Annotated in this window: 14 protein-coding genes; 3 read left to right on the top strand and 11 right to left on the bottom strand. The window is 39.2% G+C overall.

The genetic code is table 11. The annotated features are described in order from the left end of the window. Window positions 1-134: 134 nt before the first annotated feature. A complete protein-coding gene (locus tag BMW39_RS07385; RefSeq protein ID WP_034973478.1) occupies window positions 135-1016 on the top strand; it encodes a cupin-like domain-containing protein in 882 nt (293 codons plus the stop codon). 138 nt (window positions 1017-1154) lie between these two features. On the opposite strand, the gene gdhA is transcribed toward BMW39_RS07385, so the two are convergent. The 3 genes from gdhA to BMW39_RS07370 all read right to left on the bottom strand — a co-directional run bounded on the left by gdhA (window position 1155) and on the right by BMW39_RS07370 (window position 4606). Next, window positions 1155-2513: an NADP-specific glutamate dehydrogenase gene (gene gdhA, locus BMW39_RS07380; RefSeq protein ID WP_034973476.1), complete on the bottom strand. Its 1359-nt coding sequence runs from the start codon at window positions 2511-2513 to the stop codon at window positions 1155-1157. A gap of 182 nt (window positions 2514-2695) precedes the next feature. After that, on the bottom strand, window positions 2696-3802 hold the full coding sequence (gene dprA, locus BMW39_RS07375; protein ID WP_034973474.1) for a DNA-processing protein DprA: 1107 nt from the start codon (window positions 3800-3802) through the stop codon (window positions 2696-2698). 30 nt (window positions 3803-3832) lie between these two features. Next, window positions 3833-4606 (bottom strand): rhomboid family intramembrane serine protease, encoded by a 774-nt coding sequence (locus BMW39_RS07370; RefSeq protein ID WP_034973472.1) that lies wholly within the window; start codon window positions 4604-4606, stop codon window positions 3833-3835. Window positions 4607-4748: 142 nt separating this feature from the next. Between BMW39_RS07370 and BMW39_RS07365 the strand changes: the two genes are divergently transcribed. Both BMW39_RS07365 and BMW39_RS07360 read left to right on the top strand, forming a co-directional pair. Then, window positions 4749-5858 (top strand): DUF3078 domain-containing protein, encoded by a 1110-nt coding sequence (locus BMW39_RS07365; RefSeq protein ID WP_034973470.1) that lies wholly within the window; start codon window positions 4749-4751, stop codon window positions 5856-5858. A gap of 27 nt (window positions 5859-5885) precedes the next feature. Then, on the top strand, window positions 5886-6791 hold the full coding sequence (locus BMW39_RS07360) for a DUF3078 domain-containing protein (RefSeq protein ID WP_034973468.1): 906 nt from the start codon (window positions 5886-5888) through the stop codon (window positions 6789-6791). A 37-nt stretch (window positions 6792-6828) separates the two neighbouring features. Here BMW39_RS07360 and msrA read toward each other — a convergent pair whose 3' ends face one another. The 8 genes from msrA to BMW39_RS07320 form a co-directional block, all read right to left on the bottom strand. Beyond that, window positions 6829-7482: a peptide-methionine (S)-S-oxide reductase MsrA gene (gene msrA / locus BMW39_RS07355; RefSeq protein WP_034973466.1), complete on the bottom strand. Its 654-nt coding sequence runs from the start codon at window positions 7480-7482 to the stop codon at window positions 6829-6831. A 93-nt stretch (window positions 7483-7575) separates the two neighbouring features. Continuing rightward, window positions 7576-8547: an ROK family protein gene (locus BMW39_RS07350; RefSeq protein WP_034973464.1), complete on the bottom strand. Its 972-nt coding sequence runs from the start codon at window positions 8545-8547 to the stop codon at window positions 7576-7578. Between the two features lie 76 nt (window positions 8548-8623). Continuing rightward, window positions 8624-11194, bottom strand: a complete 2571-nt coding sequence (locus BMW39_RS07345; protein WP_034973462.1) for a TonB-dependent receptor — start codon at window positions 11192-11194, stop codon at window positions 8624-8626. Window positions 11195-11304: 110 nt separating this feature from the next. After that, on the bottom strand, window positions 11305-12510 hold the full coding sequence (locus tag BMW39_RS07340) for a PepSY-associated TM helix domain-containing protein (RefSeq protein ID WP_034973460.1): 1206 nt from the start codon (window positions 12508-12510) through the stop codon (window positions 11305-11307). Between the two features lie 43 nt (window positions 12511-12553). Then, entirely contained in the window at window positions 12554-14728 is a 2175-nt protein-coding gene (locus tag BMW39_RS07335; protein ID WP_034973458.1) for a TonB-dependent siderophore receptor, read from the bottom strand. Between the two features lie 147 nt (window positions 14729-14875). Beyond that, complete coding sequence (secA, locus tag BMW39_RS07330) at window positions 14876-17947, bottom strand: preprotein translocase subunit SecA (protein WP_034973456.1); 3072 nt, start codon at window positions 17945-17947, stop codon at window positions 14876-14878. A 96-nt stretch (window positions 17948-18043) separates the two neighbouring features. Next, complete coding sequence (locus BMW39_RS07325; protein WP_027382805.1) at window positions 18044-18265, bottom strand: DUF2795 domain-containing protein; 222 nt, start codon at window positions 18263-18265, stop codon at window positions 18044-18046. Window positions 18266-18386: 121 nt separating this feature from the next. Beyond that, window positions 18387-19415 carry a GDP-mannose 4,6-dehydratase gene (locus BMW39_RS07320; RefSeq protein ID WP_034973454.1) on the bottom strand — a complete coding sequence of 343 codons (1029 nt, stop codon included), beginning with the start codon at window positions 19413-19415 and terminating at the stop codon, window positions 18387-18389. Between the last annotated feature and the right edge of the window lie 40 nt (window positions 19416-19455).

The following is a 19455-nucleotide window of genomic DNA, read 5'->3' as shown; positions in this document are numbered from 1 at the left end:
AAATCTTGAAACTTCTTTTTATTATTAAAGATTTGAAGGATAATCTATTTATAACATCACATTCGATTATTTAAAATAATTATAGATAATGAAGAGTAAAATTTAATAAATTTGTTCCTTAATATTAGATTAATATGGGAGTCATTTTAAAACCGATTGATATTGTAGACGATATTACAAAAGAAGAATTCTTCGAAAAATATCTGAAACCGCGCAAACCAGTTGTCATCAAAAACATGGCGAGAAACTGGCCAGCCTATCAAAAGTGGACGATGGAATATATAAAAGAAGTGGTGGGAGATGTGACTGTTCCTTTGTATGACAGTGCCAAAGCTGATCCAGCGGCACCAATCAATACTCCAACCACGGAGATGAAGTTTGCAGATTACATCGACCTGATCCAAAGAGAACCAACGGATCTGCGGATCTTCTTTTTCGACCCTATAAAACATGCTCCAGACATTCTGAAAGATTACATCTCTCCAAAAGAATTGATGGGTGGTTTCCTAGACAAATATCCAAGTATGTTCTTTGGCGGGAAAAGTTCTGTGACTTTCCTTCATTATGATATTGACCTCGCTCACATTTTCCACACGCATTTCAATGGGAGAAAACACGTTTTGCTTTTCGAACAGAAATGGAAAGACCGTTTGTATTGTCTTCCGTACGCCACTTATGCCTTGGAAGATTATGATATTGAAAATCCGGATTTCGAAAAATTCCCAGCGTTGGACGGCGTTGAAGGCATCGAATGTTTCCTGGAACATGGCGATACACTCTTCATGCCGACAGGTTGGTGGCATTGGATGAAATATCTGGATGGTAGTTTCTCCTTGTCACTCAGAGCTTGGGACAAAAGTTGGGGCGTAAAAGCAAATTCACTTTGGAATCTTACTGTTCAAAGAGGTTTTGATAACTTCATGAAGAAGAACTTCAAAGCCAACTATATGAACTGGAAAGAGAAAAAAGCGATAGAAAGAGGAAATTATGCTTTGAAAAGAGGTTTACCAAGATAATTGTACAAAGTAAAATGTAGAAAGTATGAAGTACTTTTTGTCATTAACTAAATAAAAAATGCAGCTAATAATTTAGCTGCATTTTTGTTATATGAAAGTCAAATTTTAATCTCTAAAATCTAACTTCTAAAATCTCATTTAAACTACACCTTGAGCCAACATAGCTTCAGCCACTTTTACGAAGCCTGCGATGTTTGCACCTTTCACGTAGTTCACGTATCCGTCTTCCTCTTTACCGTAGTCTCTACAAGCTTTGTGGATGCCGATCATGATCTCTTTCAATCTTGCGTCAACTTCTTCTGAGGTCCAGTTGAGTCTGATCGAGTTTTGCGTCATTTCCAATCCGGAAGTCGCAACTCCACCAGCGTTAGAAGCTTTCCCTGGAGAGAACAAAACTTTATTGTCCAAGAAATAGTTGATCGCCTCAAGCGTCGAAGGCATATTTGCAGCCTCGGTTACACAAAGACAACCGTTTGCAACCAATATTTTTGCATCTTCCAGATCCAATTCATTTTGCGTTGCAGATGGGAAAGCAATGTCACACTTCACCTCCCAAGGTCTTTTTCCTGCAAAGAACTGCGCTTCAGGATATTTCGTAATGTAATCTTCCGCTCTATTATTTCCACTTGCTCTCAGTTCCAAAAGATATTCGATCTTCTCTCCGGAAATCCCGTCTTTGTCGTAGATGTAACCATCCGGACCAGACATTGTCACAACTTTTCCTCCCAGATCGTTGACTTTTTTGATAACACCCCAAGCTACGTTTCCAAATCCAGAAACGGCTACAGTTTTACCAGCGATGGATTCATTAATTGTTTTAAGCATCTGCTCAGCGAAATAAACCACACCATAACCAGTTGCTTCCGGACGGATCAACGATCCACCATAGGCCAGACCTTTACCAGTCAATACACCAGTAAATTCGTTTCTGATCTTTTTATACATTCCGAAAAGGTATCCGATTTCTCTTGCGCCAACACCGATGTCTCCGGCAGGAACGTCTGTTTCTGGACCAATGTGTTTGCAAAGCTCCATCATGAAGGCTTGGCAGAAACGCATTACTTCCATATCCGATTTTCCTTGTGGATCAAAGTCGGAGCCTCCTTTTCCACCGCCCATTGGCAAAGTTGTAAGTGAGTTTTTGAAAGTCTGCTCAAAAGCAAGGAATTTTAAAACGCTAAGATTTACCGTTGGATGGAATCTGATTCCACCTTTGTAAGGTCCAATCGCAGAGTTCATTTGGATTCTGAATCCTCTGTTCACCTGGATCTCGCCTTTATCATCGATCCACGGCACGCGGAAGATGATCACTCTTTCCGGCTCTGCCATTCTTTCCAGAAGTTTCATTCCGGTATATTCTTTTCTCGTCGCAATGAAAGGAATTACGGTCACCGCAACTTCTTTTACAGCTTGGATAAATTCGGGTTCGTTAGGATTTTTGGCTTCGATTTTCGCCATAAATTCCTGAATCTTTTCTTCAACGTTAAATAATTCCATTGTGTAACAATTATGACAACAAATTTAAATTCTTTTTCGAATTTCGCAAGTAATATTTTGATTTTTATTGAAAATTTAATGATATAGATTAAGTTTTTTGCATAATGTATAATTCTGTCTTTTGTGTTAACAATTTTTGAAGTTAATATTAAATTACTTCACGTTTCCGAAATGTTGTTTTTCTAATTAAGTTGATATTGCCTTCCGGAAAGACATTTGATGTAGCCATAAATTTCCAGATCGAGGAGAATTGGTAAGATCTTGTGGTGCAAAATGTCAGATTTTTCGGCTAATTCATCAAGCGAAATATTTTTATTTTCGGTTATGATTTCCAATATTTTATGGTGGTCTTTTTTATCAGGCTCGATCATGATTCTCGTCTCTTCTACCGGAAATAATTCGGGCTGCGGTGTGAAGTTGAGATTTCTGACCAGAGTTTTAATGTCGACAATAGATTCTGCCTTGTTGTTTGCGATCAGTTGGTTGCAACCTTGGCTGTAAACATCCGTGATCTTTCCGGGCAAAGCATAAACATCCCGGTTGTATTGGTTGGCCGCTGTGACGGTTGTAACAGATCCGCCGCCATAAGCCGTTTCCACAACGATCAAGTGTGGCGAAAAACCTGCAATGATCCTATTCCTTTGCAAAAAATTTTCCTTCGCCATGCCTTCGAACGAAGCGTATTCTGTGATTAGTGCGCCATTATTCTCAATGATCTTCTTAGCCAGATTTTTGTTGGAAGCCGGATAGATCTTGTCCAAGCTTTGTGCTAAAACAGCGACGGTCGGGATGTTATGATCCAAGGATTCCTCATGAACACATGAATCTGCGCCCAATGCAAGTCCACTCACCGTACAAACCTTTGAGGTTGATAACTCAGACGTTAAAGCCTGAATAAAGTGTTTTCCGTAAGTAGTTAGTTTTCTGGTTCCAACAATGCTGACAGGATTTAGGTCAGTATTCAAATGGCCTTTGTAGAATAGAATGACGGGCGAATCGTCACAATTTAAAAGGTGTTTTGGGTAGAGGTTTTCTTCCTGAGAAATGATTTTGATGCCGTGTTTTTCACAAAACATAATTTCCTTCTCTGCAGACTTCAAGAATTCTTTGTTTCCAATATTCTGAATGCTACTTTTGCCAATTCCTGAGATCGAAAGGAGAGATTTTGGTGATGATTCCCAAACTTCTTTGGCTGATCCAATGTGCTGTATCAGTTTTTTGAGATTGATGTTGCCAATGTTTTTGCACTGTTTCAGCGCGAGAATGTAGAGATATTCTTCCGGATTCATATGGTCATTTGTGTACGACCAATTTAGAAATTATTTTTCATTTTTCCGGATCTCGTCCAGATATTCCCAAATGTTATGCTGTTTCAGCTGAGGTAGATCTTCAAAATCCTCTGGATGATTCTGGATGTATTCCTGCCACATTTTGTCGTCCCGCTCATTGTAATATTCAGGATATTCCCAGATGTATTTGATTTTTTTTTCACCTTGTTTTCTGAAAATTAAAGCTAATATAATTCCTGTGATGCTTCCCGCAAGGTGCGATTGCCAACTGATCCTACTAGGCTCGGGAAGATTGGAAAAAAACTCTTCTGGAAAGATTCCCCAGATCAAACTTCCGTAGTACAAGGCAACGACCAACGAAACGGTCAGCAATTTCATATTCCAGCGGAAGACACCACTGAAGAAAATGAAGAACGCCAGCATATAGACCAATCCACTCGCGCCGATGATACAGCTGTAATTCCACTGTCCTGTGATAATGTCTATCGGCGGTAACATCCAGACCAATAATCCGGAGGCGATCCAGCCAATCAGAAAAATCTTTAAAGCGATCTTTGGGTAAAATTCAAACAACAAAAAGAGAAGAATCGCAATCGGCATAGAGTTGCCGATGATATGGTCCAAACTGCCATGAAGCAAAGGTGCGAAGATGACGCCACTCAAACCATCCGGGACCAGCGGAATAATTGCGCCGCTACAACCTCCGAAAAATCCGAGATTCTGGAGTAGGAAAAAAATCCACATCAATGAGAGCAGTGCAATGGGAACCAAAAAGGATTTTAAATGAAAGGTCTTCAAAAACATGGATTTGAGAATCACAATTATACAGCCATTTTGAAGAAAAGGTAATTTTGTCCGCAAAAAAAGCTCGGAAAATTGAGAATTTGGTTATAAAGTCAGATTTTTAAAAAATTAGTTTTATTATTTTTGTGGAAAATTTTGATTAATGAAAAAGGTATTGGTTGTTTTTGCGGTGGTGATGGTCTTTTTTTCTAAAGCTCAAATTACTGATTATCAAAAATTAATAGATTCTATTGCGCAGAGCAGATGGGATTCCACATCCATTGATATCGATAGTTTGGCAAATCCGAAGATAGTGAATATCAGATCTTTGAAAAATGACACGGTCAAACTATCTAACAATACCATTATCGTTTCCAATACGGATGACACGAGTCCCTTGACGCCATCGTCCATTCTCAACTTGCCAACGCTGAAACGCTGGTTCTTTTTTGGGCAGAACAGTTTGGTTTTCAATCAATCATCATTTGCAAACTGGTATGCCGGCGGGAATAATAACATTGGTGTCATCGGAAAGGTGAATTACAATATCGTCTATAAAAAGAACAGACACTATCTGGATAATAATATTCAGATGGGTTATGGATTTGTTTCCTCGACTGGACAATCTACCAGAAAGACAGATGATTACATCAATATCATGACCAATTATGGTTACGAGTTGGCGCAACATTACTATTTGTCAACAGGTTTCCAGTTCTTGTCACAATTTACGCCGGGATTCAATTATGCCAATACACCAGAGCCTGTCTATGACAACCGAATTTCCAAGTTCATGGCACCAGGTTACCTGAATGTCGGTCTTGGTTTTTCTTATAATCCTAATGAGAATTTCCAGGTGATCGTGCGTCCTCTCAATGGGAAATTCACTTTTGTGCTCGATAAAAAGCTTCAAACTGCCGGAACTTATGGTCTGGAAAAGGATGGACAAAGTATGCGTGCAGAGCTTGGAGCCATGGTCAATATTCTTTATAAGATCAAGATCTACAAGGATATTACTTATGTCAATCAGATCAACTTTTTTAGCAACTATCTGGAACATACGGAAAGAGTCGATATCAACTACAGTGGCGCTTTGAATCTAAAATTCAACAAATATATCTCTGGCGTTGTTACCATCGATATGATGTATGATCACGATCAGATCCAGAAATTGCAGAGAAAACAAACTTTAGGTTTCGGGATCACCTATAATCTTGGTTATAAAGTAGATCGCGATACAACAACTGGTGTGATCAAACCTTTTGTTAATTAAGAACATTATTATAATAAATACACACTGATGAAAAAACTACTTTTTGCAGCAGGCATTCTGCTTGCTCTCAATTCCTATGCTCAAGAACTACCAGTTCAAGATACGGTAAAAGCTTGGTCTGTACTGGGACAAAATACATTGATGCTCAATCAATCTGCCTTTTCCAATTGGGTGGCAGGTGGTGCCAATAATGTGGGCTGGCAAGCCGGTGTCAATTACAATCTGACCTACGAGAAGGACAAGGACCTTTGGGAAAACATCATCATTCTGGGTTATGGAATGAATAATACGCAAGGTGTTGGTAATAGAAAAACGCAGGATGTCATCAACCTTTCTACCAATTATGGACGCAAGATCTCGGGCAATTGGTACGCCTCGGTTGGCGCTGGCTTGATCTCTCAATTTGCGCCAGGCTACAAAGATGGAAACAATCCCGAAGCTGAAAAGATCTCAAACTTCATGTCACCAGGTTATGTGAATGTTGGTGCTGGTTTTACTTACAAACCGAATGATAATTTTACAATGACATTGAGACCTGCCAACGCAAGATTCACATTCGTGACAGATAAAGATCTGCAATACGCGGGTAATTACGGTTTGAAGAATGATGGCGATGCTATGTTGTTCCAATTTGGATTTCTGGCAACGGCGCAATACAAGGTGAAATTGATGGAAAACATTATGTTGCAGAATAATGCTTCCGTTTTCTCCAACTACCTGGATCACCCTGAAAGATTGGTGCTTTCTTATGGTGGAATTCTTAATTTGAAGGTCAATAAGTACATCTCGACCAACGTCACTTTAGATTTGTTGTACGACCACAATCAGATTAAGAAAACGCAATTGAAACAAACTTTGGGAATAGGCTTTGCTTATAACATCGATAATGGGAAAAAAAGGACAGACGAAAAACGCAACCAAGGTTGGAAATAAATAATCTGTAAATTATAATGAATAAAAAAAGTGGAGCTTATTGCTCCACTTTTTCTTGTAACCAACCCAATTCTCCAAAATGTTTTTTGAATTTTTGGATCTTCGGTCCAACAACAGCACTACAGTAAGGCTGGTTTGGATTGGCGTTGTAATAACCTTGGTGGTAAGCTTCCGCCGACCAGAATTTTTTGAAAGGAACAATCTCTGTAACGTATTTTCCGTTCCATTCACCTTTTGCTTCAGATGCTTTCAAAGATTCCTCAGATTCTTGTTTTTGCTTATCAGAATGATAGAAGATGGCGGATCTGTATTGTCTTCCAATATCATTGCCTTGTCTGTTCAGCGTTGTAGGGTTGTGAAGGAACCAGAACACTTCCAATAATTGTTTGAAGGAAATGATCTTTGGGTCATAGGCGATCTGTACAACTTCTGCATGTCCAGTCGTTCCAGTTGATACTTCCTCATAAGTAGGATTATCTTTCTGTCCGCCAGAATATCCTGAGGTTACAGATTCTACACCCTTCAGCATATGGAAACAACTCTCCACACACCAAAAACATCCGCCTGCCAAAGTGGCATATTCCAAATTGTTTTTATCCATTTTTTGATTTGTTAAAGGTTTTGATTTTTTCTCCTGTCCATTGCAGTTGACGAGGAAAAAGCTTAAGAATATTAATAAATAACGTTTCATTTTTGAGCAAGAAAAATCCTTTGATTTTCCTTGTTCTTAATAGCAAATATTATTCCCATTAAAAACGAACATCAAAGGATCTCTCTATCTCAATTATTTATTTTCCCAGACCAAAGCACTTGCGCCAAGAATGGCAGCATCCGCCTCGTCCAGTTCACTGAAGACCAATTTCACCTTGGAACGGAAAATTGGCAACAGGTTTCTTTCCATATGTAATTTGGCAGGCTTCAAGAGGAAATCGCCAGCTTTGATCACACCTCCAAACAATAGGATTGCTTCTGGTGATGAGAACATTACGAAGTTTGCTAATGCTTCTCCCAATTTCTGTCCTGTGTATCTGAAAACTTCAATGGCTGTTGGGTCTCCTTTTTTAGCACACTCATGTACTGTTTTGGAATTGATCGTTTCTTCCGGATATTGATTCAACATAGAATCTGGAAACTCAGCTCTGAATTTTTTTGCAGTGATCGCGATTCCGGTAGCAGATGCGTAAGCCTCAAGACTACCTTCGGAACCTGTGCTCCAATGCTTTCTTCCACCAGGCTTCACCACGGTGTGACCTAGTTCTCCGGCAAATCCATCGTGACCGTAGATCAGACTTCCGCTGGCTACGATTCCGCTTCCAACGCCTGTTCCCAAAGTGATCATGATGAAATCTTTCATTCCTCGTGCAGCACCGAACATCATCTCTCCAAGTGCAGCAGCATTGGCATCATTTGTCATTTTGCAAGGCACCCCGAATTTCTTTGTCATCAATTCAGCAAACGGAACGACACCTTTCCACGGAAGATTTGGTGCCAACTCTATGGTTCCTGTGTAGTAATTGGCATTGGGTGCGCCAACGCCGATCCCGTCCAAAGTCGTGTTGGTGGAAACTTTGTCGATAAGTGGTTTGATGTTGACATACAAGGCCTCGATAAAATCTTCTACCTGCTTGTACTCCTCAGTTTTAATTTGTCCTTTTGCGAGAATCTCTCCGCGGTGGTTCACCAAACCGAATTTGGTATTGGTTCCGCCAATATCTATACCTATGGCGATTTGTCGTGATAAATCAATTAATGACATCGATCAAAATTTTTAAGACCCTAAATTTAGAGAAAAGGAATTTAATATGAATTAAATATTTGGTTAATTTTAAAAATTAGAAGTTATATTTTATCGTAACGCCATAAGTTCTTGGGTCGCCCAAAACCGCGGCATAATGTCCCGCATTTCCAGCACCGGGAAGCAATTGCTCAAAATAATCGCGGTTGAAAATATTCCTTACCCAAAGATAGGTCGTGACACCTTGTCGCACTCGGAATCCAAATCTCGAATTGAAAAGGGCATAACCGGGAACATTCAAAAACTGAGATGGTGTAGGGCTGGATGAGAACGTTGTACGGTAATAGCTATCCAAAGCGAAGAAATAATCGCCATTATAATTGAGGAATTTTCCTGCAAAATTAATTTCTCCACCCGTAGAACCTGCCCATTTGGAAACGCCTGGCAAAACACCACCCGAAATATCAACGAAAGTAGGTCCACCTGTATTCTCCAAAGCTGGCGGCGCATTGTTAAATTTTTTATAAATCGCCTCTGTGTAAGCCAGATTGGAATAGAAATACAAATTGCTGAAGCTGTAAGAAAGATCGGTCTCGATGCCGCGAACTCGTACTTTTTCTGCATTCGCCAGATAACCTCTGTTGATGGAAAGGTCAGCTGCCTGAACTTGAACTTGATAATCCTTAATAGATGAATTGTAGAGGGTTAGATTGAAGATGAAATTTTTGAAAGGTTGAGATTTCAAACCTAATTCGTAATGAAGGATCCTTTCTGGTTTCACGACGGCCAATTCCGTCAATGCATTGCCATTAGAATCTGTTGGAAGTCCACCAAGATTCAGTCCGACTGGTTTGAAGCCTGTGGAAAATGTCCCGAATAGGTTGTAGTTTTTGGTTGGTTTGAAGGCTAAAGTCAATTGTCCGGAAAAGTTGGTGTCATCTATCGACGCATTGAATTCCTGATTGCTGTAAACGGAATTTTTGAGCGCGATCAAAGCTGGGTCACTGGTTTCCAGACCGCCATAAATAAATCTTTTGAAATCGATTTCCTTTTTATCATAATTGACGCGGATTCCCGGCAGTAAACTAAGTTTTTCGGAGAAGCTCCAATCCAACTGTCCGAAAACCGCACCACTAAAAGAGTTGAGACTTGGATAAGATTTGATTCCGTAGCCATCTAGCAATCCTGGCGTTTGCCACAAAGAGCTTGTAGAACTTTGGGAAAATCGCCATTGGTCTTTTCCAGCTTCTTCGATCTGTCCATTTTTGTCTGCCCGTAATCTTTGCCAGATTCCAAAAACACCGAACACGCCGCTCAGTTTTTCATTGAAATCACCAGACCAGCGGATTTCCTGACTCCATTGCTGATGTTTGCTCGGCGCCTGGGATTTTGCCAACGCTGCAAGTCCTGTAAAATCTCTGTCATTGGATGGATTCCAATTCCAGAATCGCCACGCTGAGGTCGAGACGATCTTTCCTTTTCCTAAGGTGTATTCAGCATTCAGGGAAAGTCCGCCCATATCTTGTTCCGCTTTCCACGGCGTGTCTGTGTCGACAGTCCTGTTAAACGGGTCGATTGCAGGAAGTGTATAACCAAGGTCAGAAATGATATTTCCAAATTGTCTGTAAGCAGCTCTTTTTGTGGTCACAACGCCGGCGATCACTTGTGCGTAGCCATTTGCTCGAAGTCGATTATAATCTCCGGTCAAGATGAATTTTAAATTTTCATTGGGTTTGTATAAGAGCTGATCTCGTATCGCAATAGAATTAATATCATTCAGGTCTTGGCTGGCTCTGGAATTATAGATCGTACCATCGCGGTGTGTTCCCGAAGCTGAGAATCTATTGGCAAACTTATCCGAGATGGCGCCCGTGACAGACGTTTTTGCCTGGATGAATCCATAATTGCCAAAACTGATCTCTGCTGTTCCACCTGTTGTGAAACTTGGCTGCTTTGTTGTGACATTGAAGGTTCCGGCCGTTGTATTTTTACCGAATAAAGTTCCCTGCGGACCGCGCAAAACCTCGATCCTCTCGATGTCAACAAAATCTAAAGTTGTGGCTGCTGGTCTTGCATAGTAAACACCATCCACGTAGAAACCAACACCTGGGTCCAAACCATCATTGGTCAATCCGAAAGTAGAGCCTAATCCTCGAATGCTGAGACTTGTATTCCTAGGTGTGGAACTGTAAAACTGAACCGATGGCACCAGTTCCTTCAAGCGATTGACATTGAAAGCGCCCGTTTCTTCCGCTTTTTTTCCAGAGATCACATTGATGGGAATCGGAACTTGTTGCGCCGTTTCTTCTCGTCGTCTGGCGGTAACGATGACTTCCGTGATCACGAAATCATTGGGGAGAAGTTTGATGATCAAAGTGTCGGTCGGATTTTCATTAATATAATAAGACTTCGACTCGAATCCGTTTTTCTGAATTTTGAATTCTGAAGGAAATTGATTGATATTAGTTAAGGTAAAATTACCATCCTGATCGGTTTGGACGGATACGTTTTTATCGGCCTTCGAAGTGATCTTGACCGATGTGATCGGTTTGTTGTTGATGCTATCCAGAACTTTTCCGGTGATCGAATTCTGTGCGACTGAATGGATGATTGTGAAAGTGAAAAAGAGGATGTACCACTTTTTCAAGATAATAGGATTGCTGCTCATAGTTTATTAAAAATAGAGAGCAAAAGTAAATTATTTTATTATCATACTAAAATAGTATGAATTAAAATTAATATAAAACCTGAATGATTAAATTCAGGTTTCAATATCAATTATTTAATCTGTGTTTTCTTTCTTCGTCCCCACCAGATCATAAATCCAGTGATTGGCATTGAGGCAATGATTAAACTGACAATGAATGCGATGATCTTTGTCGGCAAGCCTAAGATCGCACCAACGTGAATGTCATAATTGGCAGCCACGGTTTTCTCTCCAAAGTTCTTGTCTTTCGGGTCGTGTGTGTGCAGTAATTCTCCAGAGTTCTCATCAAAGATCAAGCTGCTGCTTTTGTGATAAGAGTAGGATAGATGTCTCACATAAACCTCGAAATTCGGATGTTCGTGATCGTCGATATGCGGATGACCAAGATCCAAACTGAATCCGTAAGCTGTTGGATACAACTCCTTCACTTTGTCAGAGATCTTGTCCAAGGTTCTGTCGTTTTTCATCTCTATTGGCGCTTTGGTCGTGATCTTTGAGAAATCCGGATAAGCTGTTTCGCCTCCAGAAAATACGACGTAGATCATCGCCTGAACGACAAAGAATGCATAGAACAAACCTGTAATGGTGAGGATCAAAGCAAAAATAGAAGAGTAGAAGCCGAGGATATTATGAAGGTCATAATTCTTTCGTTTCCATTGTGTGGTGTCTTTCCATTGGAATTTGAAGCGTTGTTTTCTGGCTGCTTTATTCTTTGGCCACCAAAGCACAATTCCTGTGATCAGCATTATTAAGAAAATAATGACCGGAATCCCGACAACATAACTTCCCCAATCCTGTTTCAAAAGAAAACTCCAGTGGATGGATTTCACAATGGCAAAGAAACCGTTTTTCTCGTCGTACGTTTGCAGTACTTTTCCTGTGTAGGGATTGACGTAAGCTAATTTGTAGATCGGAAATTCATCAAAGTAATTCCATTGATCAGGTTGATGCTCGTACCAGTAAAATTGATAGGACATTTTTTTGTCGATCGGAACGTTGATCCAGTGGATTGGATACTTTTCTTTGGTCTGCTCGTTGACCAATTTTTCCATCACGCGGATTGGCAGGATTTGTTTTTGGTCGATGTTCTGCTCGTTGTGGTAGATGTATTCTTTTCTGGTCACATTTTCCACTTCATCTTTGAAAACATACAAGGCGCCTGTGATCGCGATAATGAAAATGAGTGTACCAATGGACAAGCCAAACCACAAATGTAGTTTGGCTGTCCATTTTTTAAAGAAACCAGGTTTCTTCTTATGATGATGTTTTTTCCTCATAAAAGTTTAAAAAGCCAAGTTGCAAACTTAGCTTTTTTATTTTTTAGAATTTGTAAGTGATGCTTCCTAAAGCATTGATAAGAGTCTGTGGATTTGCAGTAGAATATCCGATCCAATAATGTTCGTTGGTAAAGTTATCAACCTTCAATCCAATTCTGAATTTCTTAGTGTCATAATATGCGTTAGCATTTAAGACAAAAAAGCTATTCAAAGTAAAAGTATCCTGTGCGTTTCTTGTTGGATTAAATTGATTAAGGATTTTGTTGTCGCTCGCATAATTTCCTCCAACGCCAAATCCTAAACCTTTAAGATTTCCATCAATGAATTGATAACTTGCGTTAAAGTTTGCTAACCATTTTGACCCAGATGTAGCAGGTCTCATTCCGGTGGCTTGATCTACAGTATCGTTATATGCAAGACCTCCGATCAAAGAAAATCCTTTAACAAGATAGGCATTAACTTCAAGTTCTACACCTTTGCTGCGAATCTCTCCAGTTTGATTCTGGATAGCTATGTTTCCAAAATATCCTGTAGTTACGAGATAATTTTTAGCAGTGATATCATAATAACTTACAGTAGCATTGATTTTTCCGTTGATCAGATTAGTTTTAAAACCTCCTTCGAACTGATTTGCTCTTTCCGGATCTGATAATGCAGTTTCTCCTGCAGCATTGAATGTGTAATATCCATTACTTTTGAAACTGTTTTGGTAATTCCCGAAAACTGAGAATTTGTCTTTTACAATCTCATAAACCAATCCTGCTTTTGGAGACCATGCTGATTGATTGTAAGGATCAGTATCATTTATCCAAACTTTTCCGCCTTTAGAATCATTACTTTCATAACGTAATCCTAGAACTACATTAAGACCTGAAACAGGTGTGAAAACGTTGGAAACATATCCACTGTAAGTATTAAGGTCAGAATCAATATCATAATTGCTCAAGTTGGCAGGATTATTATAAAGAGCTCCTAAAGCAGAACCATTAAATCCAGAATAATCTCCACCATTAGCAGAAACCGTATCAAAAGCACCAGTATTCAAATAGATGAACCTGGATCTGTCCTTAGTTTGTAAGAAATCAAAACCTGCAACAGTTCTGTTTCTCATTCCATTTCCGAAAGTGTAATCGAAGTTGAAGTTCTGCTGTACTTGGAACCAAGATTTTTTACTGTCTTTTGTTCCTTGATCATATCTTTGAATGAGCAATTGGTTGTCCATCATTCCCAGTCCGAAATATGGACCGAATCCGTTTGAGAAGCTGTGAGAGTTATTAATATTTGTTGATGACTTGATGTTGTCATTGATCTTATAATTGATCTGTCCAAAGACGTTATTGACTCTTGCAGTTGTGTACAGATCATCACCAATGAAAGATTGTTTGTAATCAAGACCTGCTTTTTCCAGATCTTTCATATTATCAATGCCATTAAGTCCAACGGGAGATAGATAAAAGAATAGCTGCTCGCCGACTGCTCTGTTGTTGAACATTTCGTACTCCACATTAAACTGTAATCTGTCAGAAGCGTTATAGGTCAATGAAGGTGTGAATGCAAAATATGAATTTTTCATATCACTTTTCTGGAAAGTGCCAGAGTTTGTGTAAGCTGTATTAACTCGGAATAGAAGTTTTTTATCTGCAGTCAAAGGTGCGTTTACATCCGCCTGAGCTCTGTAAGTGTTATAGCCACCGCCAGTAACGGTAACATTTCCTCCGAAGGTACCATAAGGTTTTTTTGTAACTCTATTGACCAAACCTCCGTAAGATGCAACATTACTTCCATACAAAGTTCCGGAAGGGCCTTTTAACACTTCAAGTTTTTCAAGATTGATCGCGTCCACTGTTGTTGTTACAGGTGCTACCAAACCATTTCTCATAGAACCGGTAGAAACGAAACCTCTTAGAATTATAAATGATCCACCATCACCAGCTCTGCTGGTAGCGTTCCACATTTTTTGTAATCCAGTAATATTTCTGTAAGCATCATCTATGGTATATAAAAGCTGATTCTCTAAAGCTTTGTAACTAATTGATGATAGTACTTGAGGATCCTCAATAGCTTTTAAAGGCATTTTGTTAGAATAGTCACTATCTTTTTTTACCAAAGCATCGATGATAACTTCTTCTATGTTTTTCGAGTTGTTTACAGTATCATTCTCTTGAGCATATGCAAACGTGGAAACCAAAACCACAGCACTCACAATTATTTTCTTCATTAAGGACTAATTTTTTGCAAATGTATTATTTTTATTAATTCTAAATTAGAATTAAATATGATATTTGTCATTTTGTTAATAAATGTTAAAACAAAAAAGCTGTTGAAATTATCAACAGCTTTTTGGTTATATCGTAAAGTCCTTTGTTTATGCAGGAATTTCGCCTTTGTATAAGAATGAAACAATTTCTTTGTTCACTTTCTCTACCATTTCGCTAAACAAGTAGAAAGATTCTTGCTTGTAGATGACCAATGGATCTTTTTGCTCATAAACAGCACCTTGGGAAGAACGACGTAGGTCATCCATTTCTCTCAAGTGTGTTTTCCAGTTCTCATCAATGATAGATAAAGAGATATTCTTTTCAAAATCAGTAATCAACGATTCACATTTGGTTTCATAAGCTTGTTGTAGATCCGTTACAATCGTCATTGTTTTAATGCCATCTGTAAACGGAACCTGGATCATTTTGAACATCGAACCTTGATTTAGGAATACATTCTCGATGATTGGATAAGCATTTTCTTTAAGAAGGTTTAATCTTAAGTCATAATCTTCTTTTGCCGCTTTGAAAACGATGTCTGTCAACGCAGGAATCTGAGTGCTTGAAAACTGAGCTTCTGTAACCGGCGATTCCATTGTGAAATATTTGATGATATCGAATTCGAAATCTTTATAAACTCCAGTAGCTTTGTGTTGAGAAACGATTGCAGCAGCTGTATCGTAGATCATATTCACGATGTCGTACTTCAAGTGATCTCCGAACAAGGCGTTCTTTCTACGTTTGTAGATCACGTCACGCTGTTTGTTCATCACATCGTCATATTCCAACAATCTCTTTCTAACACCGAAGTTGTTTTCCTCTACTTTTTTCTGAGCTCTTTCGATAGACTTGGAGATCATAGAATGCTGAATCACTTCGCCATCTTTATGTCCCATTCTGTCCATCATTTTCGCAATTCTTTCGGATCCGAAAAGACGCATCAAGTTGTCTTCCAAAGAAACATAGAACTGAGAACTTCCTGGATCTCCCTGACGTCCCGCTCTACCTCTCAACTGTCTGTCAACACGACGAGAATCGTGTCTTTCTGTTCCGATGATCGCAAGACCACCGTTGGCTTTCACTTCGCCTTTCAGTTTGATATCCGTTCCTCTACCAGCCATGTTGGTTGCAATGGTTACAACACCTGCGCCACCAGCTTCAGCTACGATCTCTGCTTCTTTCTTGTGAAGTTTCGCATTCAAAACGTTGTGAGGGATTTTTCTTAAGCTTAATGCTTTTGACAACAATTGAGAGATCTCAACAGAAGTGGTACCAACCAAAATAGGTCTTCCAGCTTCTACCAATTTTTCGATTTCCTCGATTACTGCATTATATTTTTCGCGATTGGTTTTGAAAACCAGATCTTGTCTGTCATCTCTCTGGATTGGTCTGTTGGTAGGAATTACAACAACATCCAGTTTGTAGATTTGCCAGAATTCTCCTGCTTCTGTTTCCGCCGTTCCGGTCATTCCAGCCAGTTTGTTGTACATACGGAAGTAGTTCTGCAAAGTAACGGTCGCAAACGTTTGAGTCGCTGCTTCAATTTTTACATTTTCCTTAGCTTCAATCGCTTGGTGAAGTCCGTCGGAATAACGTCTTCCTTCCATGATACGACCTGTTTGCTCATCAACGATCTTCACTTCGCCGTCAATCACCACATATTCATCATCTTTTTCGAATAATGTATAAGCTTTCAATAATTGATTTAAAGTGTGGATACGCTCAGACTTGATAGAGAAATCTCTGTACAATTCTTCTTTCGCCGCGAACTCATCTTCTTTAGAAAGATTTTGTTTTTCGATATCAGCAATCTCAGTTCCGATGTCTGTCAAAACGAAGAATTGTTGATCCTCGTTACCAGCTGACATATATTCTACACCTTTATCAGTTAGATCGATTTGATTGTTTTTCTCATCGATCACGAAATAAAGATCTTTATCTACGATTGGCATGTCACGGTTGTTGTCCGCCATATATTGGCCTTCAACTTTTTGTAATAATGCACGGTTTCCACTTTCTGACAAGAACTTGATCAATTGTCTGTTCTTAGGAAGACCTCTGTAAGCTTGTAGTAATTTGAAACCGCCTTCTTTGGTTTTTCCAGCAGCAATTAATTTTTTTGCTTCGTTGAAAAGGACTGAAACGGTTTTCTTTTGAACTTCAACGATTCTGTCGATAGAAGGCTTCAAGACATCATATTCTTGTCTGTCGCCTTGTGGTACCGGACCAGAAATGATCAATGGCGTTCTGGCATCATCTACCAAAACAGAATCCACCTCATCTACAATCGCAAAGTTCAATTCTCCCTGAACCAATTCAGTTGGAGAAGTTACCATGTTATCTCTCAAATAATCGAAACCAAATTCGTTGTTGGTTCCGTAAGTGATGCTTGCCTGATAAGCTTTTCTTCTGGCGTCTGAGTTTGGCTGGTGAAGGTCGATACAATCGATGTTCATGCCGTGGAATTCGTACAATGGACCCATCCAAGCGGAGTCACGTTTTGCCAAATAGTCATTCACGGTTACCACGTGAACACCACGGCCAGGAAGTGCATTAAGATAAATCGGCAAAGTTCCAACAAGTGTTTTTCCTTCTCCGGTTGCCATCTCAGCAATTTTCCCTTGGTGAAGGACAACACCACCGATAAACTGTGTGTCGTAATGAACCATGTCCCAAACGACAGGCGTTCCCGCAGCGTCCCATTTGTTTTTCCAAACAGCGATGTCGCCTTCCAGCACCACAAAATCCTTTGTAGCTGCCAATTCGCGGTCTCTATCTGTAGCAGTTACACGAATTTCTCCGTTTTGCGCCAAACGTCTGGAGGTTTCTTTTACCAAAGCAAATGCTTCTGGAAGAACTTCAGCTAATACTTTTTCTTCCACTTCGTAAGACTCTTTTTTCAGAGTTTCGATCTTGGTGAAAAGTGCTTCTTTCTCGTCAACGTTGGTTGAGTTTTTTATCTGCTCTTTAGTTTCTTCAATTTGGGTTGTAAATTTTGCAGTGGCAGTTTTCAATTTCTCTTTGAACTCTGCTGTTTTATCTCTCAATCCATCATCGGATAATGCTTGGATGCCAGATTCTACTGTTTTGATTTTTGCGACAACTTTTTTTACTTCTTTAAGATCTTTTGCATTTTTGTCTCCCAAAAAACTTTTAAGAACTGTATTTAAAAAACTCATAATTTGCTATTTGCGGTTTGCACTTGGCTTGTGGCCAACTGCGTTATTTATTTAAAAGAATTGGCAAAAGGTAAAACCAAGAGCCAAAAAACCGAATTAATATTCGTCCTCGTTCCAGAGGTAATCCTCATCTGTAGGATAGTCGCTCCAGATCTCATCGATTGCATCATAGATCTCTCCTTCGTCCTCGATAGCTTGTAGGTTTTCTACAACTTCCATAGGCGCTCCGGTTCTGATAGCGTAGTCGATCAATTCTGCCTTGGTCATCGGCCAAGGTGCATCACTAAGGTAAGATGCTAATTCTAATGTCCAATACATAATTTATAATTTTTGCAAAAGTAAAAAATTAGGTGATACTTTATACACTTTTCTACTGATTTTCAACAATATTTAAAAATTATTTTATTTAATATTTAAATTTGATTGTCATCGTGGCGTATTACTGCGGATTTCCCAAAAACCATTCCACAAATTTTTTTATGCCATTTTGGAAGTTTGTGCCTGGCGCATATCCAATTATTGTCCTTGCTTTGGTAATGTCAGCATTGGTTTTTTGGACGTCGCCTGGTTGCATTGGCAGCATTTTTTTGTTTGCTTTTTTGCCAATTGTCGTTTCTAGGACAGACAGCATTTCGTTGAGTGTCACCACTTCACTTTCACCAAGATTGATGATCTCATAAACGTTCTCATTGGCCTCTAGATATTGGATAGATTTCAAAATACCATCAATAATATCATCAATGAAAGTGTAATCTCTAGCTGTGGAACCATCGCCATAGAACGGGATTTCTTTATTTTCGGAAATCAGTTTTGTGAATTTGTGAATCGCCAGATCTGGTCTTTGTCTTGGTCCGTAAACCGTGAAAAACCGCAGCTGGATCATATCGATATGATAAAGACTGTGGTAAACGTGGCCGATAATTTCGCCACATTTTTTTGTCGCTGCGTAAGGCGAAATAGGATTGTCCACATTGTCGGTCTCAGCAAACGGGATTTTCTCATTATTCCCATAAACACTTGATGATGAAGCACAAACGAACTTTTTGATTTCAAAATCTTTACACAGTTCCCAAAGATGCTGAGTGCCACGGATATTCACTTCTTCATATTCCAAAGGCCTTTCAATAGACGGACGAACGCCAGCCAAAGCCGCCAAATGGATCACGACATCGATTTTATGATTTTGGAAAATCGCTTCCAATCCTTTTTTATCCCGAATATCTTGATAGTAAAGTTGATAATTGTCTGACTTTGTTTCAGTTGATAATTTTTGAATATCAGTTTCTTTGTCCTTAAAATTAAACTCAGATTTTATATCCAAAGATTCAAGTGTATTTTGAACTTTGATCTTATAATCATAAAAACCGTCGAAGTTGTCAATATTAATGACAGAATGTCCATTTTTCAAAAGTTGTTCTACCAGATGAGAACCGATAAATCCACTGCCGCCAGTAACTAGATAATTCATAAGATCAAATGTTTTGCGAAGATAAGAATTAAACAAAAAA

This window comes from Epilithonimonas lactis (assembly GCF_900110605.1).
Lineage (GTDB): Bacteria > Bacteroidota > Bacteroidia > Flavobacteriales > Weeksellaceae > Epilithonimonas > Epilithonimonas lactis.
The sequence above is the reverse complement of the archived record's forward strand: the minus strand, read 5'-3'. Positions and strand labels throughout refer to the sequence as shown.